This window comes from Sterolibacterium denitrificans (assembly GCF_900174485.1).
In the GTDB taxonomy this organism is placed as follows: domain Bacteria; phylum Pseudomonadota; class Gammaproteobacteria; order Burkholderiales; family Rhodocyclaceae; genus Sterolibacterium; species Sterolibacterium denitrificans.
This window is the reverse complement of record NZ_LT837803.1, coordinates 14,022-39,049: the sequence shown is the minus strand read 5'-3', so window position 1 is coordinate 39,049 and position 25,028 is coordinate 14,022. Positions and strand designations below refer to the sequence as shown.

The following is a 25,028-nucleotide window of genomic DNA, read 5'->3' as shown; positions in this document are numbered from 1 at the left end:
CGTTGTGTGATCCGGGAAGCAAACGGCCGGCTGCGCAGCCCGCGCAACCGGCCTTGTTGTATGCAGATTGATCATAGATAGCCGGGACTGACATGAAGTTCGATAGCCGCGCCAACCGCCACGTTCCTGTTGCCGAGCCCCTCGTCGTCGCCGATCCCGGGCAGTACGCCTGGGATCGCGAGGTCGATGTCGTCGTCGTCGGTCTCGGGCTGGCCGGTGCCGCTGCGGCGTTGGAAGCGGCGAGCCATGGCACCCATGTGCTGGCGCTCGATCGTCTGTCCGGCGGCGGCGCTTCGCGCCTGTCCGGCGGCGTCGTCTATGCGGGCGGCGGCACGCGCCAGCAGCAGGAAGCCGGCATCGAGGACACGCCGGACAACATGTACGAATACCTGCGCATTCAGGTCGGCGGCGTGGTTACGGATGCCACGCTGCGCCGCTTCTGCGATGACAGCGTGGCCAACCTAGAATGGCTGGAAAGCCACGGTGTGCGCTTCGGCAGCCGCTACTACAAGGAAAAGAACTCCTTTCCGGGGGGCGCCTGGGGGCTGTACCACTCCGGCAATGAAGCTTACGCTCCCTACAACGCCAACACCACGCCGGCGGCGCGCGGCCACGTCACGCAAGGCGGCGGCTACTTCGGCGGCGGCGCGCTGATGTCCCCGTTGTTCGCGGCCATGCGACGCCACCCGAACATCGAACTGCAATGCTATGCCGAAGTGCAGCGGCTGGTCGTGGACGAGCGGAACAATCTCATCGGCGTGGTCTACCGGCTGGGGCCGCAGCGCGGGCCGCTGAAAGCCCTGCGCAGCGCGTTGCACTGGGCGGCGAGCAAGCTCAACATCGGCATGCCGCGCACGGGGGCGCCGCTGCGCTGGCTGGCAGAGCTCTTCAGGGTTTTCGATCGCGAGCAGACCGTGCGCGTGAAACGCGGCGTGGTGCTGAGTGCCGGCGGCTTCGTTTTCAACCGGGCCATGGTCGAACAGGCGACGGGCGCGCCGATGCTCACGCCGCACGCCCTCGGCGAGGATTGCAACGGCAGCGGCATTCGCCTCGGCCTCACGCGCGGCGCGGCGACGGGCCGCATCGACCGCCTCACTTACTGGCGCTTCTACGCGCCGCCGCATGCCTGGCTCAAGGCCATCGCCATCGGCACGCAGGCCCAGCGCCTGTGCAACGAAGCGCTTTACGGCGCCACGGTGGCCGACGTCATGCTGGAGCAGAGCGGCGGGCGCGGCTGGCTGATTCTCGACAAGCCGCTGATGGACGAAGCCTGGGCCCAACTGCGCAGCGACAACACGCTGGCGCTGGTGCAGAAGCTGATGGCCCTGATGTACATCGTCCGTTGCACGCAGAAGGCCGCGACCACCGCCGAGCTCGCGCGCAGGATCGGCGTGCCGGCCGACGCGCTGGGAAAGACGCTGCGCGCCTACAATCAGCGCATCGCCGACGGTCAGCCCGACGAATACGCCAAGACCGACAAGTACCGCGTGGCCATCGGGGGGGGAGATGCAGGCCCCTGCTATGCGATCGACATCGGCATCGGCTCGAAATTTCCCTGCCCGACGTTGACCCTCGGCGGCCTCAGCGTCAACGAAGAAAGCGGCCTGGTGCTCGATGTTGCCGGCAGCCCGATCCCCAACCTCTATGCCGCCGGCCGCAACGCCGTCGGCCTGTGTGCGCACACTTACATCAGCGGATTGTCGCTCGCCGATTGCCTGTTCAGCGGGCGGCGGGCAGGCAGGCACGCGGCGCAACGGGCGGGCTGAGGCAGGCGCGTTGCGGAGTGGGCGGAATCGGGACGCATGTCCCCAACGCTGGCTGTCGCTCAGTCCTTCGATTAAAATCTCGTCCGGAAGTCCGCCAGGCAGTCGCTGTGAGCACTTGCTCATGGAGGAAAGTCCGGGCCCCGCAGAGCAGGATGCCGGCTAACGGCCGGGCGCTATAAGTTGCAGCGCAAGCTGTGACCCAAGGCGACGGAAAGTGCAACAGAAAGATACCGCCGATGGCTTTGTCGGGTTTCGGCCAGGCAGGGCACAGGCAAGGGTGAAATGGTGAGGTAAGAGCTCACCGCGGCCGCAGTAATGCGGACGGCACGGCAAACCCCATCCGGGGCAAGGCCAAATAGGGAAGCCATGACGTTGCTCGCGTCGCTTCCGGGTAGGCTGCTAGAGCCCGTCGGTAACGGCGGGCCCAGAGGAATGACTGCCCACGACAGAACCCGGCTTATCGGCGGACTTCCAAATTTCTCGGCGATGTTTGCCACCTCGATATGAGAGTCGGCAATGGGCCGGTTGCGCCGAAAGTCCTGATACTTCACTTTTGAATTGGCTTCCAACACTATTGATTTCCATGGAAAAATTTTCCATGGAAACTCTCCGTTTCGTGCCTAAGTGATTGTCCCCGAAAGAAAATATCCGATTTTCTCTTGACCACCCAAAAAAACTCCACTAGAGTGGGAAGAAGTGGGGTCAAGTGGTAATAAAGTGGGAAATTTGGGGTCTGATGCCTGTACCGATGCGGCCATGGGCCGTTGCAGGTGTCGGATTCTGAATCCTGAATTCGGGATCCAGGACGAGCGGGGGTGGCATGTTTCAGGGTGCGGCAGCGTTGAATCTCGATGCCAAGGGGCGCATGGCCGTCCCGGCGCGGCATCGTGACGCGCTGCAGGCGCTGGGCGAGGGTCGCCTGGTGCTCACCGCCCATCCGCACCGCTGTCTGCTGCTGTATCCGGCGCCGGCCTGGGAGCCGATTCGCGCCAAGATCCTCGCTGCGCCCAGCCTCGAAACCCAGTCCGCGATGCTGCGCCGTCTGCTGGTCGGTTTTGCCGCCGACAGCGAGATGGACGCCGCCGGCCGGCTGCTGGTGCCGGCGGAACTGCGCCAGTACGCCGCGCTGGAGAAGCAGGTATGGCTGGTCGGCCAGGGCAGTCATTTCGAGATATGGAGCGATGCCGGCTGGCAGGCGCAGCAGGAAGCGATCTTTGCGTTGGGCGACAAGCTGCTGCCGCCCGGTCTGGAGAGTTTGACGCTGTGAGCAAGGGTGCGCCGCTGGTGCACCGGACCGTGTTGCTGCGGGAAGCGGTTGAAGCGCTGGCGATCAAGGCGGATGGCATTTATGTCGATGCCACTTTCGGTCGCGGCGGGCATAGCCGGGAGATTCTCGCGCGGCTCGGCCCGCAGGGGCGACTGATCGCGCTGGACCGCGATCCGGCGGCCATTGCCGCCGGCAGCGCGCTGAAGGATGAACGCTTCACGTTGCAGCATGCCGCGTTCAGCGGGATTGCGGCGACGCTGGATGGTTTGGCGGTCGGGCAGGTCGATGGCGTGCTGCTGGACATCGGCGTTTCGTCGCCGCAGTTGGACGAAGCGGCCCGGGGTTTCAGTTTTCGCTTCGATGCACCGCTCGACATGCGCATGGATACGAGCCGCGGCGAAACCGCGGCGGAATGGTTGGCACGGGCTTCTCAACAAGAAATAGAAAGGGTGGTGAGGGACTATGGCGAAGAACGGTTTGCTCATGCGATTGCAAAGGCGGTTGTTGCTGCTCGGGCCGAGCACGGTATTGCAACCACTGGACAGTTTGCCGCGCTCGTGGAAAAAGCCGTCCGCACGCGCGAACCGGGCCAGCATCCGGCGACAAGGAGCTTTCAGGCTCTACGGATACACGTCAATCAGGAACTTGAGGAGCTGTCGCTAGCCTTGCCGCAGTGCGTGGCGCGGCTGGCGCCGGGAGGCCGGCTGGTGGTGATCAGCTTTCATTCGCTGGAAGATCGCATCGTCAAGCGTTTCATGCGTGAACAGACGCAGCCGCCGCATCTGCCGGCACGACTGCCGGTACGCGCCGCCGAACTGCCCAGGCCGGCGTTGCGGCTGGTCGGCAAGCCGGTGTTCCCAGGCGTGGATGAAACGACCGCCAATCCGCGCGCGCGCAGCGCAGTCATGCGGGTGGCGGAAAAGGCAGCGGGGAGCGAGAGGTGAGGCGCGAGGTGCAAGGTGGTGCGGCGCGTGCTTCTCATCCTCGCCTTCCTCCTTACTTCTTGATCCTCACTGAATCCAAGCCATGCTGCGCCTGAATCTGTTCCTGCTGCTGGTTACGGTGATCTGTGCCATTGGCACGGTGTCGGCCAATCATCATGCCCGCAAGCTGGTCACCGAGATCGAGCGTGAGCAGGCGCACATGCGCGATCTGGACGTGGAGTGGGGACAATTGCAACTCGAGCAGAGTACCTGGGCCAGCCATGCGCGCATCGAGTCCATCGCGCGCAACAAGCTGCGCATGAAGTTGCCTGAGGCTGGCCAGATCGTGACGATCGAAGCCGTCCGGCCTCGGGCGGCAATGCGGCGGGATGGCGAAGAACGATGAAGTTCGTCCACAGCCCCGTCCTGTCCACGGCGCTGCCGCTGTGGCGTTCGCGCCTGGTACTGCTGGTGCTGATTGCATCATTCCTGCTGCTGATCGGCTGGTCCTTCAATCTGCAGATCATGGAAAGCAATTTCCTGCAGGGCAAGGGCGCGTCGCGCTACTCGCGCGTCATCGAGCTGTCGGCCACGCGCGGACGCATCCTCGATCGCCATGGCGAGGCGCTGGCGGTGTCGACGCCGGTCAAGTCGATCTGGGCGATTCCCGAGGATGCCAGGCTGCAGCCGGCCCAGGCGCGCCAGCTTGCCGCCCTGCTCGACATGAATGTGCGCGAGTTGAATCACAAGCTGGGCAGCGAGCGCGATTTCGTCTTCATCAAACGCCAGGTCGCGCCGGATGTGGCGGAAAAGGTGGCTGCCCTGAAGCTGCCGGGCATCAATGAACAGCGCGAGTATCGCCGCTACTATCCGGCGGCCGAGGTGACCGCGCATCTGCTCGGGTTTACCGGCGCCGAGGATGTCGGCCAGGAAGGCGTCGAGCTGGCCTTCCAGGAACAACTGGCCGGCCGTCCGGGCAGCCGGCGCGTCATCAAGGACAGGCGCGGGCAAATCGTCGAGGATGTGGAGAGCATCCGGAAGCCGCAGGAAGGCAGGGACATCACGCTGGCGATCGATGCCAAGATCCAGTACCTCGCCTATGCCAATCTGCTTCGCGCGGTGACCGAGCACAAGGCGCGTGCCGGCAGCATCGTGGTGCTCGATGCGAAGAAGGGCGAGATTCTGGCCATGGTCAATCTGCCGACCTACAACCCCAACAACCGCAGCCAGCTTTCGGGCGAACGCCTGCGCAACCGGGCGTTCACCGACACATTCGAGCCCGGCTCGACGATGAAGCCATTCACTGCCGCCCTGGCGCTGGAGAAGGGCAGCTTCCGTCCCGAAACCCTGGTCCAGACGGAACCGGGTCATCTGAAGATCGGTCCGGCAATCATCCACGATACGCATAATTACGGCTTGATCAACGTGTCGCAGGTGATCCAGAAATCCTCCAATGTCGGCTCGGCGAAGATGGCCCTGAGCCTGCCGGCCGAACAGATGTGGGGCATGTTCGATGCGCTGGGTTTCGGCATGCCGCTCAAGCTCGGCTTCCCCGGCGAAGTGGGCGGCCGTTTGCGTCCCTACGCCAGTTGGCGCCCCATCGAGCAGGCGACCATGGCCTATGGCCATGGCATGTCGGTGACGCTGATGCAACTGGCGCATGCCTACATGGCTTTTGCGCGCGATGGCGATTTGATTCCACTGTCGCTGGAGCGGCTGGAGCGTTCGCCGACCAGCGGCCGGCAGGTGTTTTCGGCGCAAACCGCGCGCGAGGTGCGGGCCATGCTGGAAAGCGTGGTCATGCCCGGCGGTACCGCGCCCAAGGCGCAGGTGGCGGGTTATCGCGTGGCCGGCAAGACCGGTACCGCCCGCAAACTTGCCGGCCAGGGCTATACCAACAAATACATCGCTTCCTTCGCGGGTTTCGCGCCGGCTTCCGATCCACGCCTGATCATCGCCGTGATGGTCGATGAGCCCACGGCCGGTGGTTACTACGGCGGCGAGGTGGCGGCGCCCGTATTTGCACAGGTCATGGCGGGCAGCCTGCGCACGCTGGGGGTGGCGCCCGATGCCGATGCGCAATCGGCATTGACAACACTGACGGCGACTGCCAATGCGCCGATCGTCGAGGAGAGCATGTGAGCAGCATGACCATAAGCGAAATTTTCGCCGAATTGCAGCGCCAGGGCGTGACCGTGGCTGAGTGCGGCATCAGTGCCGATTCGCGGCGCATGACCGAGGGCAGCATCTTTGTCGCCCTGCCCGGGGTGCGCGGCGATGGGCGCGATTACATCGAGGATGCCCTGCAGCGCGGCGCGGCGGCGGTCATCTGGGAAAGCGCGGCGGCCGGCGACTGCGCCGCGCGTTTGGACAAGGTGCCGAACGTGCCGGTCGACGGCTTGCAGGCGGTGCTGGGCGCGCTGGCCGACGAAATGCACGGCCGGCCGTCGTCGCGAATGTGGGTCTGCGGCATCACCGGCACCAATGGCAAGACCACGGTGAGCCAGTGGATCGCGCAGGCCCTGAACATGCTCGGCCGCCGCTGCGGCGTCATCGGCACGCTGGGCAATGGCCTGCCGGGCGCGCTGGTCGATAGCGCGAACACCACGCCGGATGTCATCAGCGTGCATGCGGCCCTGGCCGGGCTGCGAGAGGCGGGTGCCACGGCCTGTGCCATGGAAGTATCCTCGATCGGCCTGGATCAGAAACGCGTGGATGGCGTGCATTTCGACACCGTGATCTTCACCAACCTGACCCGCGATCATCTCGAATACCACGGCAACATCATCAACTACGGCGCGGCCAAGGCGCGTCTGTTTGAGTTGCCCGGCATCCGCAATGCCATCTTCAATCTGGACGATCCGCTCGGCGTGGCGCTGGCCGACAACCTTGCCGGCCGCAGCGTGCGCCGCATCGGCTATACGCTGGATGAGAACTGTCCGCATGGCGGCAGCGTCGATGAGCTGCTGGTCGCCCGCAATCTGGCAGTCGGCGGCAACGGTTTCAGTTTCGACGCAGCCGGCACGGCAGTGGCGGAAGCCGTGGCGGTCGAGGCCCCACTGCTCGGCCGTTTCAATGCCAGCAACCTGCTGGCGGTATTTGCCGCGCTGCTGGCTGCCGACGTGGCGCCGCTGGATGCGTCGGCCAGTTGCGCCCGGCTGACGCCGCCGCCGGGACGGCTGCAGATCGTCAATACCGATGCCGACGGCGATGCGCCGTTGCTGGTGGTCGATTACGCCCATACCCCGGATGCGCTGGAGCAGGTGCTGATGACATTGCGCGAAGTGGCCGTCGCGCGCGCAGGGCGTCTGCTGTGCGTCTTCGGCTGCGGCGGGGATCGCGATCCCGGCAAGCGGCCGCTGATGGGACGGGCGGCCGAACGCTTTGCCGACGAGATCGTCGTCACCAGCGACAATCCGCGTACCGAAAATCCGCAAGCCATCATCACCGCCATCCTCGATGGCATGACGAGGCCGGCCCGCAGCGAACCCGATCGCACTGCCGCCATCGTGTCCAGCGTGAGTACGCTGCAGCCGCAGGATGTGCTGCTGATCGCCGGCAAGGGACACGAGGCCTATCAGGAAATCGCCGGCCAGCGCCTGCCCTATTCCGATCTGGAGCAGGCGCAGCTTGCCCTGGCGGCGTGGAGGGCCGAAAGATGATGACGCTGGGCGAAGCCGCGCAAGGCAGTGGCGGCCGTCTGCTGGCTGACGAGCGTGCGGATGCGCCGGTCGGCGGCGTGAGCACGGACTCGCGCCGTATTCGTTCCGGCGAATTGTTCATCGCCCTGCGCGGGGAAAATTTCGACGGCCACGACTTCGTGCGCAAAGTGCTGACGCAGGATGGCGCGGCCGGCGCGCTGGTCGATGCGGCGTGGCTGCAGCAGCAGGGAACCCAGGCTGCCGGTCTGCCGCTGATCGTCGTTGTCGACACGCGGCGCGCGCTCGGCACGCTGGCAGCGAACTGGCGCCGCCGTTTCACGCTGCCGCTGATCGGCATCACCGGCAGCAACGGCAAGACCACGGTCAAGGAAATGTGCGCGGCGATACTGCGCGAGCAGGCCGTCCGTAACGGCGACGATCCGCAGACGGCGGTGCTTGCCACTGCCGGCAATCTCAACAATGACATCGGCCTGCCGCTGATGCTGCTGCGCCTGCGTTCGACGCATCGCGCCGCCGTGCTGGAGATGGGCATGAATCATCCCGGCGAGATCGATTATCTGACGCGCCTGGCCGCGCCGACGGTGGCGCTGGTGAACAATGCCCAGCGCGCCCACCTCGAGGGCTTGGGCAGCCTGGCCGCCGTGGCGCGCGCCAAGGGCGAGATATTCAGCGGCCTGCAGCCGGACGGCAGCGCGGTGATCAATGCCGATGACGCGCATGCCGAACTGTGGCGCGAGCTGGCGGGCAAGGCCGGCGCCAGCAAGGTGATCGGCTTTGGGTTGAGCGCCGCGGAGGCTGAAATCCATGCCGGCTATCAGCCGCAGCATTTCGGCGGACGCCTGGTTTTGCAGTTGCCGCAAGCTGCTGCGCCGGCAACGATCGACCTGCAGGTGCCGGGTGTGCACAATGCGCGCAACGCGCTGGCGGCGGCTGCGGCCACGCTGGCGGCCGGCGCCACGCTGGATGCCGTCGTGGCCGGACTGCAGGCCTATACCGGCGTCGGCGGACGCTTGCAGCGCCGCGCCGCGCAAGGGGGCGCCTTGCTGATCGACGATAGCTACAACGCCAATCCCGACTCCATGCGCGCCGCCATCGACGTCCTGGCGAGCATGCCCGGACGCAGGATTCTGGTGATGGGCGACATGGGCGAGGTCGGCGGCCAGGCGGGGCAGTTCCACGACGAGATCGGCGGCTACGCCAAGAGCATGGGGATCGACCAGTTGCTGGCGCTGGGCGAATACGCCGCCGTGGCGGTGCGCAATTTCGGTGAGGGAGCGCAGCATTTCCGCAGCCATGCCAGCTTGATCGAGGCGCTGCGGCCCTTGCTCGACGCGCACACCACGGTGCTCGTCAAGGGCTCGCGCTTCATGAAAATGGAGCGCATTGCCGATGCCATCGAGAGCAAGACGAATTGAAGAATCTATGGACAGTGGACGGTCTCGCCATGAAACGGAAGCCCCAACAAAATCGCTGGTCTTCAGGAGGCCGTCATGCTGCTTGAACTGACCAAATGGCTGGCGCAGGACATCCGCGCCTTCAATGTCTTCAACTACATCACCTTGCGCGCCGTGCTGGCGGCAATGACGGCGTTGCTGATTTCCTTCGCCTGCGGGCCGGTGGTGATTCGCTGGCTGGCGGCGAAGAAGATCGGCCAGTCGGTGCGCGATGACGGCCCGCAGACGCATCTGGTCAAGGCCGGCACGCCGACCATGGGCGGCGCCCTGATACTGCTGGCACTCACCGCCTCGACCCTGTTGTGGGCGGATCTGTCGAATCGCTTCGTCTGGATCACGCTGCTGGTCACGCTGGGTTTCGGCGCCGTCGGCTGGGTCGATGACTGGTGCAAGGTGGTGCATCGCAACCCCAAGGGACTGTCGGCGCGCAGCAAGTATTTTTGGCAATCCTTCATCGCCGTGTTTGCCGCCATCTGCCTGGGCTTTGCCGTGGCGGTACGCGGCAATGAGCAACTGATCGAACTGTTTGCCGCCTGGGTGCAAAGCGGCTTCACCATGCAGTTGCCGCAGAATGCGGCGCTGATCGTGCCTTTCTTCAAGAGCGTGAGCTACCCGCTGGGGGTCTTCGGTTTCATGATCCTCAGCTATTTCGTCATCGTCGGTTCGAGCAATGCGGTGAATCTCACCGATGGGCTGGACGGGCTGGCGATCATGCCGACGGTCATGGTCGGCGCGGCGCTGGGGATTTTTTCCTATGTCGCCGGCCATGCCGTGATCGCCAAATATCTACTGTTGCCCTACATTCCCGGCGCCGGCGAGTTGGCGGTGTTCTGCGCGGCGCTGGCCGGCGCCGGACTGGGCTTCCTGTGGTTCAACGCGCATCCGGCCGAAGTCTTCATGGGCGATGTCGGCGCGCTGGCCCTGGGCGCGGCATTGGGTACGGTGGCGATCATCGCGCGGCAGGAAATCGTGCTGTTCATCATGGGCGGCGTGTTCGTCGCGGAGACCGTATCGGTGATGCTGCAGGTGGCGTATTTCAAGCTGACCGGCGGCAAGCGCATCTTCCGCATGGCGCCGCTGCATCATCATTTCGAACTCGGCGGCTGGAAGGAAACCCAGGTGGTGGTGCGCTTCTGGATCATCACCATCATGCTGGTGCTGTTCGGCCTGTCCACGCTGAAGATACGTTGAGCGGAAATGAAACTGAGCGGCCTGCATGTCCTGATCCTCGGTCTCGGTGAGTCCGGGCTGGCGATGGCGCGCTGGTGCGCGCGCCAGGGCGCCCGTGTGCGCGTGGCCGATACGCGGGCGACGCCGCCGGGTCTGGCGCAGTTGCACGCCGCCGTGCCCGGCGCCGAATTCATCCCCGGCGCCTTCGACAAGGCGCTGCTTGCCGGTATCGACCTCCTGGCGCTGTCGCCCGGGCTTTCGGCCGGCCAGATGGTGGTGTTCGAGGCGCGCGCGCGCGGCATCCGCGTACTCGGCGAAATCGAACTGTTCGCCGAGGCGTTGCGCGAGCTGGGTGTGCGCCAACAGTGCAAGGTCATTGCCATCACCGGCACCAACGGCAAGACCACGACGGCGACCCTGACCGCGCATCTGTGCCGCGCGGCCGGCCACGATGCCGAGCTGGCCGGCAACATTTCCCCGGCCGCGCTCGATGCGCTGATGGCGCGCCTGGACGCCGGCAAGCTGCCGGAAATCTGGGTGCTGGAATTGTCGAGCTTCCAGCTCGAAACGCTCGACACGCTCCAGGCCGACGTGGCGACGGTGCTGAATGTCAGCGACGATCACCTCGACCGCTACATCGATCTGGACGAGTACGCCAGCGCCAAGGCGCGCATCTTCGCCGGCGACGGGGTGCAGGTGCTCAACCGCGACGATGCGCGCGTCAAGCGCATGGCGCTGCCGGGCCGCTGGCTGCTCAGCTTCGGCCTCGATGCGCCGGGGATGCTGGAGGATTTTGGCCTGCGAAACAGGGGCGGCGATCCGTGGCTGGTACAGGGCGACAGTTTCCTGCTGCCCGTATCGCGTCTGCCGCTGCCCGGTTTGCACAACGCGGCCAACGCGCTGGCCGCGCTGGCGCTGTGTCATGCGCTGGATCTGGCCATGCCGCGCTTGCTCGATGGCCTGCTGAGTTTCCAGGGTTTGCCGCATCGCGTCGAATTCGTTGCCGAAATCCATGGCGTGCGCTACTACGACGATTCGAAAGGTACCAATGTGGGCGCGACCGTCGCTGCCTTGCAAGGCCGCCTGCATGCGCCGGACGGCAAGACGGTGCTGATTGCCGGGGGCGATGGCAAGGGACAGGATTTTTCGCCGCTCGGGCCGGCAGTGGCGGCGCATGCGCGCGCCGTGGTGTTGCTCGGCCGCGATGCGCCTCTGATCGAAGCGGTCCTGCAGGATGGCGCCGTACCGCTGCGGCGCGCTGCCGGCATGGACGAGGCGGTGCTGGCGGCGGCGGCGGCGGCACGGCCGGGGGATGCGGTGCTGCTTTCGCCGGCCTGCGCCAGTTTCGACATGTATCGCAACTACGTTCATCGCGCCGAGGCATTCATCGACGCCGTGCGCGCGCTTGCCGTTGTGGGGGATGGCGCATGATGCTTCCGCACCGCCAACATTCCATCCAGCAGGAATACGATCCGCTGCTGCTGTGGGCGGCGCTGGCGCTGCTGATGCTGGGGCTGGTGATGGTGTATTCGGCCTCGATCGCCACCGCCGAGGGCAGCAAGTTCACCGGCCATCAGTCGGCCTACTTTCTGGTGCGCCATGGCGTCTTCCTGGCCGTCGGCCTGATCTCGGCGGCGGTGGTCTTCCAGATGCCGCTGCGTTTCTGGCAGGCGGCGGCGCCCTGGTTGTTCCTCGGCGGTTTCCTGCTGCTGATCCTGGTGCTGATTCCGCATGTGGGACGTTCGGTGAATGGTTCGCAGCGCTGGCTGCCGCTGGGGCTGGTCAACCTGCAGCCTTCCGAGTTGATGAAACTGTTCGTCGTGCTCTACGCGGCCGACTACACCTCGCGCAAGCTGGCCGACATGGGCTCCTTCATGCGCGGTTTTGCGCCGATGGCCGCGGTCATGCTGCTGGTCGGTTTTCTGCTGCTGCGCGAGCCGGATTTCGGCGCCTTCGTGGTGATCGTTGCCATTGCCATGGGCATCCTGTTTCTCGGCGGCATCAATGTGCGCATCTTCGGTGCCCTGGTGCTGGTGCTGCTGGTCGGCTTCGTCTTGCTGATCTGGATGTCGCCTTACCGGCGCGAGCGCATTTTCGGTTTCATGGATCCCTGGCAGGATGCCTTCGGCAAGGGTTACCAGCTCTCGCATGCGCTGATCGCCTTCGGCCGCGGCGAATGGCTGGGCGTCGGCCTGGGGGCCAGCGTGGAAAAGTTGTTCTATCTGCCCGAAGCGCATACCGACTTCCTGCTGGCGGTGATTGCCGAGGAGCTCGGCTTTGTCGGCGTGGTCGTCGTCATCTGCCTGTTTGTCTTGCTGGTGCAGCGCGCCTTCGTCATCGGCCGCCAGGCCCTGCTGCTCGATCGCATCTATTCCGGCCTGGTGGCGCAAGGCATCGGCATCTGGATCGGCGTGCAGTCCTTCATCAACATGGGAGTGAACATGGGGCTGCTGCCGACCAAGGGGCTCACCCTGCCGCTGATGAGTTTCGGTGGTTCGGGCATTCTCGCCAACTGCGTGGCCCTGGCGATCCTGCTGCGCGTCGATTACGAGAATCGGCTGCTGATGCGTGGAGGTCGGCCATGAATTCCGCGCGTCCCCCAGCGACGCTGCTGGTGATGGCCGGCGGCACCGGCGGCCACATTTTCCCCGGCCTGGCCGTGGCCGATGCGGCGCGGGCCGACGGTTGGCGGGTGGTCTGGCTGGGCAATCCTGCCGGCATGGAGGCGCGGCTGGTGCCGGCGCGCGGGTTTGAAATGGCCGAGTTGCGCTTCGGCGCGCTGCGCGGCAAGGGATTGCTGCGCAAGCTGCTGCTGCCGTTCAACCTGCTGCGCGGCTTTGCCGAGGCGCTGCGGCGCCTGGCTGAAGTCAAGCCTGACGTGGTGATCGGACTGGGCGGCTTCGTCAGCTTTCCGGCCGGCATGATGGCGGTGCTGAAGGGGATTCCGCTGGTGGTGCATGAACAGAACTCGGTGGCCGGTCTGGCCAACAGGGTGCTCGCCGGCGTGGCCGACCGGGTGCTGACGGGTTTTCCGGATGTCTTGAAGAATGCGCGCTGGACGGGCAATCCGGTGCGTGCCGAAATTGCCGCGCTGCCGTCGCCGGCACAGCGTTATCGACAGCGTGCCGATGCGGGTGAGCCGTTGCAGTTGCTGGTGGTGGGCGGCAGCCTGGGCGCCGTGGCGCTGAATGAAGTCTTGCCGGCAGCATTGGCTTTGCTCCCCGCGGATGAGCGGCCGCGGGTCGTGCATCAGGCGGGCGAGAAGAACATCGCCGCGCTGCGGGCGGGTTATGCGCAGGCGGGCGTGGCGGCCGATTGCCTGCCTTTCATCGAGGACATGGCGGCCGCCTATGCCCGGGCGGATCTGGTGATCTGCCGCGCCGGCGCGCTGACCGTCGCCGAGCTGGCGGCGGCGGGCGTGGCCAGCATCCTGGTGCCCTACCCGCATGCGGTGGATGACCATCAAACCGGCAATGCCCGCTTTCTGGCCGCGGCGGATGCGGCCGTGCTGCTGCCGCAGCGCGAACTGAGCGCGGAAAGACTGGCTGAACTATTGCGCATGAAACGCGAACGATTGCAGCAGATGGCGGAACAGGCCCGCGTCCTGGCGCGGCCCGAGGCAACGGCAAACGTCGTGCAGGCATGCAGGGAGTTGAGACGATGAAGCACAAAGTCAAACGCATACATTTCGTCGGCATCGGCGGCGTCGGCATGAGCGGAATCGCCGAGGTGCTCGCCACCCAGGGCTTCGAGGTGAGCGGTTCGGATCTCGGCGTGAATGCCGCCACCCGGCGCCTTGCCGGTCTGGGCGTGCATGTGGTGCAGGGACACACGGCGGAAAACGTGGCGGCGGCCGATGCCGTGGTGGTGTCGACGGCCGTCAAGGAAGGCAACCCGGAAGTCGCCGCCGCCCGCGAGCGCAAGATTCCGGTGGTGCCGCGCGCGCAGATGCTGGCCGAGCTGATGCGCTTCAAGCAGGGCATCGCCGTGGCCGGCTCGCATGGCAAGACGACGACTACCAGCCTGATCGCCAGCATCCTTGCCGAAGGCGGGCTGGATCCCACTTTCGTCATCGGTGGCAAGCTGAATGCGGCCGATGCCAATGCCCAGCTCGGCCAGGGCGATTTTCTGGTGGCCGAGGCGGACGAATCGGACGCCTCCTTTCTCTGCCTGTCGCCGGTGATTTCGGTGGTCACCAACATCGACGCCGATCACATGGAAACCTACGATCACGACATCGGCAGGCTGCGGCAGGCGTTCATCGACTTTCTCCAGCGTCTGCCGTTCTATGGCGTCGCCGTGCTCTGCGAGGACGATGCCAACGTGCGCGAGATCCTGCCGCGCGTCGCCAAGCAGATCGTCACCTACGGCTTCGGTCCGGATTCTGCCGCCAATTTCCGCGCCGAGAATGTCAGGGCGGTCGGCAGCCAGATGCATTTCGATTGCGTGCGCGTGAATGGCAGCATCAACCGCCTGCCGATCGTTCTCAATATTCCCGGCCGCCACAATGTGCTCAATGCGCTGGCGGCCATCGCCGTTGCCACCGAGGTCGGCATCGGCGATGCGGCGATCGCCAAGGCGCTCGCCGAATTCAAGGGCGTCGGCCGGCGTTTCCAGCGCTACGGCGAGATCGCCCTACCGGCGCGCGGCGATGGCAGCGGCAGCTTCACGCTGATCGACGATTACGGCCATCACCCGGCCGAGATCGCCGCCGTGCTTGCCGCCGCGCGCGGCGCCTTCCCTGATCGCCGCCTGCTGCTGACCTTCCAGCCGCATCGCTACACGCGCACGCGCGACTGCTTCGAGGATTTCGTCAAGGTGTTGTCCGGCTTCGATGCGTTGCTGCTGACCGAAGTCTATGCCGCCGGCGAAACGCCCATCGTTGCCGCCGACGGCCGCAGCCTGACGCGCGCGGTGCGCGTCGCCGGCAAGGTCGAGCCGGTATTCGTCGACGACGTCGCCGCCTTGCCGCAGGCCATACTCGATGCGGTACGCGATGGCGATGTGGTCATCACCATGGGTGCGGGCTCGATCGGCCAGGTCGCCGGCAAAGTGGCGGGCGGCGCGGCCTGAGCGATGAACATGACGGCCCGTCATCTTGATCCCCAGCCGTCGGCGCGCACTGCCTTGAGGGGCGAGCTGCGCCTCGACGAGCCGATGGCGCGGCACGTCTCCTGGCGTGCCGGCGGCAAGGTGGCGCGGGCCTACTTCCCGGCGGATCTCGATGATCTTTGCGTCTTTCTCGCCATGCTGCGGGAGGACGAGCCGCTGCTGTTCGTCGGTCTGGGCTCCAATCTGCTGGTGCGTGACGGCGGCTTCGATGGCACCGTGGTGTTTACCCATGGCGCGCTCGGCGTGCTGCGCATGCAGGAAGATGGCCTGGTGTATGCCGAAGCGGGCGTGGCGAGTCCCAAGTTGGCGCGTTTCGTCGCCAACCAGGGGCGTGTTGGCGGCGAATTCCTGGCCGGCATTCCCGGCACGTTCGGCGGTGCGCTGGCCATGAATGCGGGCTGCCACGGCGGCGAAACCTGGAACCATGTGGTGCGGGTGCTGATGATCGATCGTCAGGGGCGTCGCCATGAGCGCAGCCCGGATGAATTTGCCGTGGCCTATCGCCATGTTGGTCTGCGTGCGGTCTGCGACGAATGGTTCGCCGCCGCCTGGCTGCATTTTCCGCCGGGAGATGGTGCGGCGGCGCGGGCGCGCATCAAGGCGTTGCTGGAGCGGCGCATCGCCACCCAGCCCCTGCAGCAGCCGAATGCCGGTTCGGTGTTCCGCAACCCGCCCGGCGATCATGCCGCCCGCCTGATTCAGGAAGCGGGCTTGAAAGGCCATGCCATCGGCGGCGCGCGAGTTTCGGAAATGCACGCCAATTTTGTCGTTAATCCAGAGAACAGGGCGAGCGCAACTGAGATAGAAATGCTAGTCGGCCGGATTCAGGCGACGGTAAAGGAAAAATTCGGTATCGAGCTGGTGCCGGAAGTGCGTATCGTGGGGGAAAAACTTGAAGCAGCAGTGTGAGTACGGCAAGGTGGCGGTCATGTTCGGCGGCGATTCGGCCGAGCGCGAGGTATCGCTGAAAAGCGGCGCGGCCGTGCTCGCGGCGCTGCGCGCTGCCGGCGTCGATGCGCATGCCTTCGATCCGCGCGACCAGTCGCTGTCGCTGCTGCAGAGTGAAGGCTACCAGCGCGTCTTCATCGCCCTGCACGGCCAGGGTGGCGAGGATGGCAGGCTGCAGGGCGCGCTCGAATGGCTGAAGATTCCCTATACCGGCAGCGGCGTACTGGCTTCCGCCCTGGCCATGGACAAGTGGCGCACCAAGCTGGTCTGGCAGGCGGCCGGCATTCCGGTGCCCGATTACGTGCTGCTCGACGAGCACAGCGATTTTGCCGCTGTCGAGCGCCGGCTGGGGCTGCCGATTTTCGTCAAGCCGGCCAATGAAGGCTCCAGCATCGGTATCAGCAAGGTCAAGCTGTCCGATGGTTTGGCCACCGCTTATGCGGAAGCGGCGCAGTACGATCCGCTGGTGCTGGCCGAGCGTTTCGTCGATGCGGGCGAGTACACCATCGCCATCATCGAACGGGATGGCCGTCCGCAGGTGTTGCCGATGATCCGCATCGTGCCTGCCGGCGAATACTACGACTACGACGCCAAGTATCTCAGCGATGCCACGCAATACCTTTGCCCCTGCGGCTTGCCGGCAGAACAGGAGCAGGCGCTGGGCGCGCTGGCGCTGAAGGCTTTCGCGGTGCTGGGCGGACGCGGCTGGGGACGCGTCGACCTGATGTTGGACCACCAGGGCAATCCGTATTTCCTGGAAGTGAATACCGCGCCGGGCATGACCGACCATTCCCTGGTACCGATGGCGGCGCGCGCCGCCGGTCTCGATTTCGGCGAACTGATATTGCAGATACTGGCGGAGGCCCGTCTTGGCTAAGTTTGCCGCCATTGCCGGCCTGCGCCGCAAGGCGGATGCCCGGCCGCGCGTCGAGCGGCGCCGCAAGCCGCGTTCGCCGGCCGACGGTTTCTGGGAGCGGCCGCCGCTGATGAACGTCGTCGCCGATACCCTGCTGCTGTTCGGCATCCTTGCGCTGGGCTATGCCCTGCTGCTTGCCGTCGTACGCCTGCCGCTGTTTCCGCTGAAGCAGATCGTGGTGAACAGCCCGATCGACCAGGTGACGCATACCCAGGTCGAGTACGCCGTGCAGCATTCGCTCAGCGGCAATTTCTTCACCGTCGATCTGGATGGCATCCGCGCCTCTTTCGAGAAGCTCCCCTGGGTGCGCAAGGCTTCGGTGCGGCGGCACTGGCCCGATGCGCTGGAAGTCGAGATCGAGGAGCACGTCGCCGTCGCCCGCTGGCGCAACAGTACCGGCGAGATGCGGCTGGTGAATCGGCAGGGCGAGGTGTTCAACGCGGCACTGGCCGGCAGCCAGCATGCGCTGCCGCTGTTTGGCGGCCCGGAAGGCAGCGCGCCGCAGGTGCTGGCGCGTTATCGCGAATTCAACGAGCTGCTGGCGCAGCTTGGCCGCACGGCGCGCACGGTGCTGCTCTCGCCGCGCCAGGCTTGGCAACTGCGGCTCGATGATGGTCTGGTGCTGGAGCTGGGGCGTGATCAGAACAGTCATTCGATCCATGAGCGGATCGAGCGTTTCGTCGGTACTTACGCCGCAGTACGGGAACGCGTGCCGCTGACGATTGCGGCCATCGACATGCGTTATCCGAGCGGCTTCGCTCTGCGGCCCGGGGCGGGCAGCCTGGGCAGCCAGGAGCTTGCAAGGAAAACATCAGGTTCAGCACAAGGCGTCGGGGGCGCGTCGGGCGCCGCATCGGTTTCGGGTAAAGGCAATACATGAGCAAGGAAAACAGGGAACTGATCGTCGGCCTCGACATCGGTACGTCGAAGATCGTCGCCATCGTCGCCGAACTCACCGAGAGCGGCCAGTTGTCCATCCTCGGCGTCGGCAGCCATGAGTCGAAGGGGCTCAAGAAGGGCGTGGTGGTCAACATCGAGGCGACGGTGAACGCCATTTCGCGCGCCATCCAGGAAGTCGAGCTGATGGCCAATGCCAAGGTCAAGGATGTGTATACCGGCATCGCCGGCAGCCACATCAAGAGCAAGGATTCCGACGGCATGGCGGTGGTGCGCGACAAGGAAGTCACCCAGTTCGACGTGCAGCGCGCCATCGAGGCTGCCGAGGCCACGCCGATTTCGGCGGACGACAGGCTGCTGCACACGCTGGTGCAGGAATTCATCGTCGATGGCCAGGACGGCGTCAAGGAGCCGATCGGCATGGATGCGCGGCGCCTCGAAGTGCGCGTGCACATCGTTACCGGCGCGGTGACCTCGGTGCAGAACATCGTCAAGTGCGTGCATCGCTGCGGCCTGGAGGTCGTCGATCTGGTGCTGCAGCCACTGGCTTCGGGCTACGCGGTGCTGACCGACGACGAAAAGGAAGTCGGCGTTTGCCTCGTCGATATCGGCGGCGGCACCACCGACATTGCCGTCTTCGCGCAAGGCGCGATCCGCCACACGGCGGTGATTCCGATTGCCGGCGACCAGATCACCAACGACATCGCCATCGCTTTGCGCACGTCGACCCAGGATGCCGAGGAAATCAAGATCCGCTATGGCTACGCCCTGCAACAGATGGCCGATGCCGAGGAGATGATCGAGGTGCCGGGCGTGGGCGACCGGCCATCGACCAAGCTGTCGCGCCAGACGCTGGCCAGCGTGATTCAGCCGCGCGTCGAGGAAATCTTCATGAAGGTCGAGGACGAGTTGCGCAAGAGCGGCTATGAGCGCCTGCTGCGTGCCGGCATCGTGCTGACCGGCGGCGCTTCGGCGATGCCGGGCATGGTGCAGTTGGGCGAGGAGATTTTTCACAATACCGTCAAGCAGGGCGTGCCGGCGTATGAGGGCAACCTCAAGGAAGTGGTGCGCAATCCGCGCTACTCGACGGCGACGGGCCTGTTGATGGAGGGGCTGGCCCAGAAGAAGCGCGGACTCAAGATTCAGGGGCCGAAGACTTTTACCCAGGTGGTGTCGCGCATGCGGGCATGGTTTGAACGGAATTTTTGAATTGCGCAAGGCGCAGTCGGTTGGAGCCAGCGCCGGCTGTCGGGTTTTCAAGTATTCATTGCAGGGCTTGGGCAGGATGCAGGTCGGGCGGTGAACGTTTGCAGTCAGTTGTCTTAATCAGGAGGCGAGTATGTTTGAAATCATCGACAAGGACCCCAATTGCACCGTGATCAAGGTGATCGGTGTCGGGGGCGCGGGCGGCAATGCCGTCGAACACATGATCCGGGAGGGCGTGCAGGGCGTCGAGTTCATTTGCGTGAACACCGACGCCCAGGCGCTGAATAAATCGTCGGCGCCGGATCGTCTGCAACTCGGGCCGGGCCTCGGCGCCGGCGGCAAGCCGGAGAAGGCGCGCGATCTGGCGCAGGTCGAGCGGGCGCGGATCGCCGAAATGCTGCAGGGAGCGCACATGGTGTTCGTCACCGCCGGCATGGGCGGCGGCACCGGCACCGGCGCAGCGCCGGTAATCGCCGAAGTGGCGCGCGAACTGGGCATCCTGACCGTGGCCGTGGTCACCAAGCCCTTTGAATACGAGGGCCGCCGCATGTCGCTGGCCGAACAGGGGCTGGCCGAACTGGCGATGAACGTCGACTCGCTGATCGTCATCCTCAACGAGAAGCTGATGGACGTGCTCGGCGAGGATGTCAGCATGCTCGAAGCCTTCCGTTCGGCGGACAACGTGCTGAAGAACGCCGTCGGCGGGATTGCCGAAATCATCAACGTGCCGGGCCTGGTCAACGTCGACTTCGAGGACGTGCGCACGGTGATGGGCGAGATGGGCAAGGCCATGATGGGTTCGGCCACCGCTTCCGGCGTCGATCGCGCGCGCATCGCCGCCGAGCGCGCCGTCGCCAGTCCGCTGCTGGAAGGCATCGAACTGTCCGGCGCAAAAGGCGTGCTGGTCAATATCACCGCCAATCAGTCGCTGGGCCTCAAGGAAGTCAAGGAGGTGATGAACACCATCCGCAACTATGCCGCGCCCGAAGCCACCATCATTTTCGGCACGGTATGCGACGACGCCATGGAAGACAACCTGCGCGTCACGGTGGTCGCCACGGGCCTCGGCGCCATGGCCAAACGCCAGCCCAAGCCGGAAATCAGCATGGTGCCGACGCTGCGTACCGGTACCGATGACCGCCCCTTCGAGGTCGCCGCGGCGGCCGGTCATGATCTCGACGGCTTGCCGCCGGTGTTCCAATCGGGTCGTACCGCGCGCAACGCCACGGTGGATGAAATGCGCAGCAGCGGCGTCGACAAGTACGATATTCCGGCCTTCCTGCGCAAGCAGGCGGACTGAGTCGCGGCAACAGGCTTGAAAAGTGGGCAATGGGCGCCATGTTAGAATTCGCCTCCTGACATAGCGTCCATTGTCACATCGCACCATCGCGCCATTGCCATGCTCAAGCAGCGTACCCTGAAGACCTTGATTCGCGCCACCGGCGTCGGCTTGCACAGCGGCGTCAAGGTGACCATCGTCCTGCGTCCGGCCGCGCCCGGCACCGGCATCGTCTTTCGCCGCGTCGATCTGGCCGAGCCGGTCGAGCTCAAGGCCGATCCGCTGATGGTCGGCGATACGCGCATGGCCTCCTGCCTGGAAGCCGGCGGCGCGAAGATCGGCACCATCGAACACCTGATGTCCGCCCTTGCCGGGCTGGGCATCGACAATCTCTACATCGACGTCGACGCCGCCGAACTGCCGATCATGGACGGCAGCGCGGCGCCTTTCGTGTTTCTGCTGAAATCGGCGGGGATCGAGGAACAGCCGGCCGCTAAACGCTTTCTGCGCGTGAAGAAACCGGTCGAAGTGCGCGACGGCGACAAATGGGCGCGTCTCGAACCCTATGACGGTTTTCGCCTCAGCTTTTCCATTGATTTCAAGCATCCGGCCGTTGCCCGCACGGGCACCCAGGTGAGCATCGATTTCGCCGACAACTCCTATGTGCGGGAAGTGGCGCGCGCGCGCACCTTCGGCTTCACCCAGGATGTCGAATTCATGCGCGATCAGGGCCTGGCCCTGGGCGGCAGCCTGGAGAACGCCATCGTCATGGACGAGTACCGCGTGCTGAATGCCGACGGCCTGCGCTTCGCCGACGAGTTCGCCAAGCACAAGCTGCTCGATGCCATCGGCGATCTGTACATCGTCGGGCACCCGCTGCTGGCGGCGTTTTCCGCCCACAAGTCCGGCCATGCCCTCAACAATCAGCTATTGCGGGCACTGCTGGCCGATGCCAGCGCCTGGGAGTTCGTCAGCTACGAACGTGCCGAGGAAGCACCCTCCGGCGTGGCCCATCTCTATCCGCAGGCCGCCTGAGCGGCACGGCAACGATGCTGTTGCTGCGCATCGTCGGACTGCTCACCGCCATCGCCATCGGCAGCGGTATCCTCGCCTATCTGGTGACCCGCGATCGCCTTTATTTGCGTCTTGCCGGCCGAGTCGCCAAATATGCGCTGATCTTCGTCTGCGTCGTCCTGATGCTGCTTGCCGCCGAACGCCTGATCGTACTGTAGTGTTGCAGCGTGCCTCAGCGCTTGCCGCCGAGGATGGAGCCGAGCACCCCGCGCAGGATCTGGCGTCCCAGTTCGCGTCCAACGGTGCCGGCTGCGCCACGCGCAGCGCTCTTGGCAGCGGCTTCGATCACGCCCTCGCGGCGTCCGCCGCGCGGGCCGGTGGTGCCGGTCAGGATGCTGCCCAGCATGTCGCCGATGCCTCCCAGACCGCCCGTTCCAGTCTGCGCCGCTGAAGTGGTTCTTGCCGTGCTGTTGCGTGCGGCTTGCCCGCCAGAGGTTTCGGGCCGTGCCGTCGGGAAGGAAGGCGCTCTGCCTGCAGGCTGAGTCGGCGGGGGAATGGCGCCCGGGCGTCCTGGTTTTGTCGGCGCGGCGGCCGTATCCGCCGCATCCTGCGGCGCCTGTCCCTTGAGCGCTTCATAGGCCGAAACCCGGTCCGTGGTTGCAGCGTACTTGCCGTGGAGTGGCGCGTTGGCGAGTTCGGCCTGAAGCTCGTCCTCCGTCAACGGACCGAGACGCGAGGCGGGCGGAAAAATCAGCGCACGCTCGGTGATGCCGGGACGGCCCTTCTCGTCGAGAAAGGACACCAGCGCTTCACCGACGCCCAGTTCGCCGATCACCGCAGCGGCATCGAACTTCGGATTGACCCGCATGGTCTGCGCTGCCGCCTGCACGGCCTTCTGGTCGCGCGGGGTGAAGGCGCGCAGCGCGTGCTGGACGCGGTTGCCGAGCTGGCCGAGGACTTTTTCCGGCACGTCGAGCGGATTCTGGGTGACGAAATAAACGCCGACGCCCTTGGAGCGGATCAGGCGGACGACCTGCTCGACCTTATCGACCAGGGCCTGCGGCGCATCGCTGAACAACAGGTGGGCCTCGTCGAAGAAGAACACCAGGCGCGGCTTGTCGAGATCGCCGGCTTCCGGCAATTGTTCGAAGAGTTCGGCGAGCAGCCAGAGCAGGAAGGTGGAATACAGCGCCGGCGCATTGATCAGCTTTTCCGCGCGCAACACATTGACGACGCCGCGGCCGTTGCCGTCGATCTGCATCAGATCGTGGATATCGAGCATCGGCTCGCCGAAAAAGAGATTGCCGCCCTGTTCCTCCAGCGTCAGCAGGCCGCGCTGGATGGCGCCGATCGAGGCGGTCGAGACGTTGCCGTATTCGGTGGTGAAATTTTTGGCGTTGTCGCCGACGTATTGCACCATCGCGCGCAGATCCTTGAGATCGAGCAGCAGCAGGCCCTGATCGTCGGCGATGCGGAACACCAGTTGCAGCACGCCGCTCTGGGTTTCGTTGAGGTTCAGCAGACGTGCCAGCAACAGCGGCCCCATGTCGGAAATCGTCGCGCGCACCGGGATGCCGCTGGTGCCGAAGACATCCCAGAACATGGCCGGATTGGCAAACGGGGTGTAGCCCTCCAGCCCCAATTCCTGAATGCGCTTTTCCAGCTTCGGCGTCAGCGTGCCGGCCGCGGCGACGCCGGACAGATCGCCTTTGACGTCGGCCATGAAGACCGGCACTCCGGCATACGACAGCCGCTCGGCCAGCGATTGCAGGGTGACGGTTTTTCCCGTGCCGGTGGCGCCGGTAATCAAACCATGGCGGTTGGCCATCTGCGGCAGCAGGGCGGGATAGTCGTCGCTATCGACGGACTTGGCGATATACAGGGGTTCGGTCATGGCGCGGCTTCTTGATTGGCGGGTGAAAGACCGGATTCTAGCAACGAGTCCATGATGTGACGGTCGCCGCCGATCGGCAGAACCGCCAGTGCCGGGCTGCTAGAATCCTCCTCTTGCGCAGGTCTCAGGCGAGGCTTGCGCCGGGAGGTCAGTGGTCAGTTACGGGCAAGAAAGGGAGTTCGATCATGGCAGGTCATTCCAAATGGGCCAACATCCAGCACCGCAAGGGGCGCCAGGATGCCAAGCGCGGCAAGGTTTTCACGAAATTGATCAAGGAAATCACGGTCGCCGCCAAATCGGGCGGCGGCGATGCGGGCTTCAATCCGCGCCTGCGTCTGGCGGTGGAGAAGGCCAAGGCCGAGAACATGCCGGCCGACAACATCAAGAATGCCATCAAGCGCGGCACGGGCGAGCTCGAAGGGGTGAACTACGAGGAAATCCGCTATGAGGGCTACGGCATCAACGGCGCGGCGGTGATCGTCGATTGCCTGACCGACAACAAGGTGCGCACCGTGGCCGACGTGCGCCATGCCTTCAACAAGAATGGCGGCAATCTGGGCACCGACGGTTCGGTGGCTTATCTGTTCCAGCACTGCGGCCAGTTGATCTTCGCGCCGGGCACCGATGAGGAAGCCCTGATGGAGGTCGCGCTGGAGGCGGGCGCCGAGGACGTGTTGACCAACGAAGACGGCTCGATGGAAGTGATTTCCGCGCCGGCCGATTTCGTCGCCGTCAAGGAGGTGCTGGAGAAAGCCGGTTTCACGGCGGAATTTGCCGAAGTCGCCATGAAGCCGTCGACCGAAAATGTCTTTGCTGGCGACGATGCGCTGAAGATGCAGAAACTGCTCGATGCGCTGGAAGCGCTCGACGACGTTCAGGAGGTCTACACCAACGCGGTGATCGAGGACTGAGCCAGCCTTTGCCCGTCTTTTCCACATCATCATGTCCGTGCGCATCCTCGGCATCGACCCCGGCCTGCGCGTGACGGGGTTCGGCCTCATCGAGAAACAGGGCAGCCGCCTGCATTACATCGGCAGCGGCTGCATCAGGACCGCCAGTGCGGCAGAGGACGGGATGGCCGAGAATCTGCCGCAGCGACTGAAAATCATCCTCGAAGGCGTGGCCGAAATCATCGCCACCTACCAGCCGCAGCAGGCAGCCGTCGAGAAGGTGTTCGTCAACGTCAATCCGCAATCGACGCTGCTGCTGGGGCAGGCGCGCGGTGCGGCGATCAGCGCGCTGGTGCTGGCCGGCCTGCCGGTGGCGGAATATACGGCGCTGCAGGTCAAGCAGGCGGTGGTCGGCCATGGCAAGGCGGCCAAGGCGCAGGTCGGCCACATGGTGCGCAAGCTGCTGGACCTCGACGGTGAGCCGAGCGCCGATGCCGCCGATGCGCTGGCCTGCGCGATCTGCCATGCCCATGGCGGACAGGGGCTGGGCGCGCTGGCCACTGCCGGGCGGCGCGTGCGTGGCGGACGTCTGTTGTGAATGCCGCAGGCACGATTGCACTGAAGCACGAT

22 protein-coding genes and 1 other RNA gene are annotated in these 25,028 nt (G+C 65.2%); 22 read left to right on the top strand and 1 reads right to left on the bottom strand.

Going from position 1 to position 25,028, the window contains the following annotated elements; all coding sequences use genetic code 11:
• Positions 1-92 precede the first annotated feature (92 nt).
• From SDENCHOL_RS00195 to SDENCHOL_RS00100, 20 genes are all read left to right on the top strand, one after another.
• Positions 93-1,766 carry an FAD-binding protein gene (locus tag SDENCHOL_RS00195; protein WP_154715622.1) on the top strand — a complete coding sequence of 558 codons (1,674 nt, stop codon included), beginning with the start codon at positions 93-95 and terminating at the stop codon, positions 1,764-1,766.
• An 86-nt stretch (positions 1,767-1,852) separates the two neighbouring features.
• An RNA gene (rnpB, locus tag SDENCHOL_RS00190) (RNase P RNA component class A) lies at positions 1,853-2,242 on the top strand.
• Between the two features lie 344 nt (positions 2,243-2,586).
• Positions 2,587-3,033: a division/cell wall cluster transcriptional repressor MraZ gene (gene mraZ / locus SDENCHOL_RS00185; protein WP_154715621.1), complete on the top strand. Its 447-nt coding sequence runs from the start codon at positions 2,587-2,589 to the stop codon at positions 3,031-3,033.
• A gap of 14 nt (positions 3,034-3,047) precedes the next feature.
• On the top strand, positions 3,048-3,977 hold the full coding sequence (gene rsmH / locus SDENCHOL_RS00180) for a 16S rRNA (cytosine(1402)-N(4))-methyltransferase RsmH (RefSeq protein WP_231912996.1): 930 nt from the start codon (positions 3,048-3,050) through the stop codon (positions 3,975-3,977).
• A gap of 82 nt (positions 3,978-4,059) precedes the next feature.
• Positions 4,060-4,362, top strand: a complete 303-nt coding sequence (gene ftsL, locus SDENCHOL_RS00175) for a cell division protein FtsL (RefSeq protein ID WP_154715620.1) — start codon at positions 4,060-4,062, stop codon at positions 4,360-4,362.
• Entirely contained in the window at positions 4,359-6,098 is a 1,740-nt protein-coding gene (locus SDENCHOL_RS00170) for a peptidoglycan D,D-transpeptidase FtsI family protein (RefSeq protein WP_154715619.1), read from the top strand. Before ftsL ends, SDENCHOL_RS00170 begins: the two co-directional genes overlap by 4 nt.
• A gap of 5 nt (positions 6,099-6,103) precedes the next feature.
• On the top strand, positions 6,104-7,618 hold the full coding sequence (locus SDENCHOL_RS00165) for a UDP-N-acetylmuramoyl-L-alanyl-D-glutamate--2,6-diaminopimelate ligase (RefSeq protein WP_154715618.1): 1,515 nt from the start codon (positions 6,104-6,106) through the stop codon (positions 7,616-7,618).
• Positions 7,615-9,033, top strand: coding sequence for a UDP-N-acetylmuramoyl-tripeptide--D-alanyl-D-alanine ligase (locus SDENCHOL_RS00160; RefSeq protein WP_154715617.1), 1,419 nt, complete (start codon positions 7,615-7,617; stop codon positions 9,031-9,033). Before SDENCHOL_RS00165 ends, SDENCHOL_RS00160 begins: the two co-directional genes overlap by 4 nt.
• Before the next feature lie 75 nt (positions 9,034-9,108).
• Positions 9,109-10,263, top strand: coding sequence for a phospho-N-acetylmuramoyl-pentapeptide-transferase (mraY, locus tag SDENCHOL_RS00155; RefSeq protein WP_154715616.1), 1,155 nt, complete (start codon positions 9,109-9,111; stop codon positions 10,261-10,263).
• Between the two features lie 6 nt (positions 10,264-10,269).
• Positions 10,270-11,673 carry a UDP-N-acetylmuramoyl-L-alanine--D-glutamate ligase gene (gene murD, locus SDENCHOL_RS00150; RefSeq protein ID WP_154715615.1) on the top strand — a complete coding sequence of 468 codons (1,404 nt, stop codon included), beginning with the start codon at positions 10,270-10,272 and terminating at the stop codon, positions 11,671-11,673.
• Positions 11,670-12,827 (top strand): putative lipid II flippase FtsW, encoded by a 1,158-nt coding sequence (gene ftsW, locus SDENCHOL_RS00145; RefSeq protein WP_154715614.1) that lies wholly within the window; start codon positions 11,670-11,672, stop codon positions 12,825-12,827. The genes murD and ftsW overlap by 4 nt, the downstream gene beginning before the upstream one ends.
• Positions 12,824-13,906 carry an undecaprenyldiphospho-muramoylpentapeptide beta-N-acetylglucosaminyltransferase gene (murG, locus tag SDENCHOL_RS00140; RefSeq protein WP_154715613.1) on the top strand — a complete coding sequence of 361 codons (1,083 nt, stop codon included), beginning with the start codon at positions 12,824-12,826 and terminating at the stop codon, positions 13,904-13,906. Before ftsW ends, murG begins: the two co-directional genes overlap by 4 nt.
• Positions 13,903-15,315, top strand: coding sequence for a UDP-N-acetylmuramate--L-alanine ligase (murC, locus tag SDENCHOL_RS00135; RefSeq protein WP_154715612.1), 1,413 nt, complete (start codon positions 13,903-13,905; stop codon positions 15,313-15,315). Before murG ends, murC begins: the two co-directional genes overlap by 4 nt.
• Positions 15,316-15,318: 3 nt before the next feature.
• Complete coding sequence (murB, locus tag SDENCHOL_RS00130; protein WP_420031032.1) at positions 15,319-16,263, top strand: UDP-N-acetylmuramate dehydrogenase; 945 nt, start codon at positions 15,319-15,321, stop codon at positions 16,261-16,263.
• Between the two features lie 19 nt (positions 16,264-16,282).
• The gene (locus SDENCHOL_RS00125; protein ID WP_154717299.1) at positions 16,283-17,179 is read left to right on the top strand and encodes a D-alanine--D-alanine ligase; all 897 of its coding nucleotides are present in this window, start codon (positions 16,283-16,285) and stop codon (positions 17,177-17,179) included.
• The gene (locus SDENCHOL_RS00120; protein ID WP_197706793.1) at positions 17,172-18,098 is read left to right on the top strand and encodes a cell division protein FtsQ/DivIB; all 927 of its coding nucleotides are present in this window, start codon (positions 17,172-17,174) and stop codon (positions 18,096-18,098) included. The genes SDENCHOL_RS00125 and SDENCHOL_RS00120 overlap by 8 nt, the downstream gene beginning before the upstream one ends.
• Positions 18,095-19,324 (top strand): cell division protein FtsA, encoded by a 1,230-nt coding sequence (gene ftsA / locus SDENCHOL_RS00115; protein WP_154715611.1) that lies wholly within the window; start codon positions 18,095-18,097, stop codon positions 19,322-19,324. The genes SDENCHOL_RS00120 and ftsA overlap by 4 nt, the downstream gene beginning before the upstream one ends.
• Before the next feature lie 130 nt (positions 19,325-19,454).
• Positions 19,455-20,621, top strand: a complete 1,167-nt coding sequence (ftsZ, locus tag SDENCHOL_RS00110; RefSeq protein WP_154715610.1) for a cell division protein FtsZ — start codon at positions 19,455-19,457, stop codon at positions 20,619-20,621.
• Positions 20,622-20,720: 99 nt separating this feature from the next.
• Positions 20,721-21,635: a UDP-3-O-acyl-N-acetylglucosamine deacetylase gene (gene lpxC / locus SDENCHOL_RS00105; RefSeq protein WP_154715609.1), complete on the top strand. Its 915-nt coding sequence runs from the start codon at positions 20,721-20,723 to the stop codon at positions 21,633-21,635.
• Positions 21,636-21,649: 14 nt separating this feature from the next.
• A complete protein-coding gene (locus SDENCHOL_RS00100; RefSeq protein ID WP_154715608.1) occupies positions 21,650-21,832 on the top strand; it encodes a hypothetical protein in 183 nt (60 codons plus the stop codon).
• Positions 21,833-21,846: 14 nt separating this feature from the next.
• Here the strand turns inward: SDENCHOL_RS00100 and SDENCHOL_RS00095 are convergent, their stop codons facing one another.
• A complete protein-coding gene (locus SDENCHOL_RS00095) occupies positions 21,847-23,508 on the bottom strand; it encodes a helicase HerA-like domain-containing protein (protein ID WP_154715607.1) in 1,662 nt (553 codons plus the stop codon).
• A 185-nt stretch (positions 23,509-23,693) separates the two neighbouring features.
• Between SDENCHOL_RS00095 and SDENCHOL_RS00090 the strand changes: the two genes are divergently transcribed.
• A complete protein-coding gene (locus SDENCHOL_RS00090; RefSeq protein WP_154715606.1) occupies positions 23,694-24,419 on the top strand; it encodes a YebC/PmpR family DNA-binding transcriptional regulator in 726 nt (241 codons plus the stop codon).
• A 31-nt stretch (positions 24,420-24,450) separates the two neighbouring features.
• Complete coding sequence (gene ruvC, locus SDENCHOL_RS00085; RefSeq protein WP_172954951.1) at positions 24,451-24,996, top strand: crossover junction endodeoxyribonuclease RuvC; 546 nt, start codon at positions 24,451-24,453, stop codon at positions 24,994-24,996.
• Positions 24,997-25,028 lie beyond the last annotated feature (32 nt).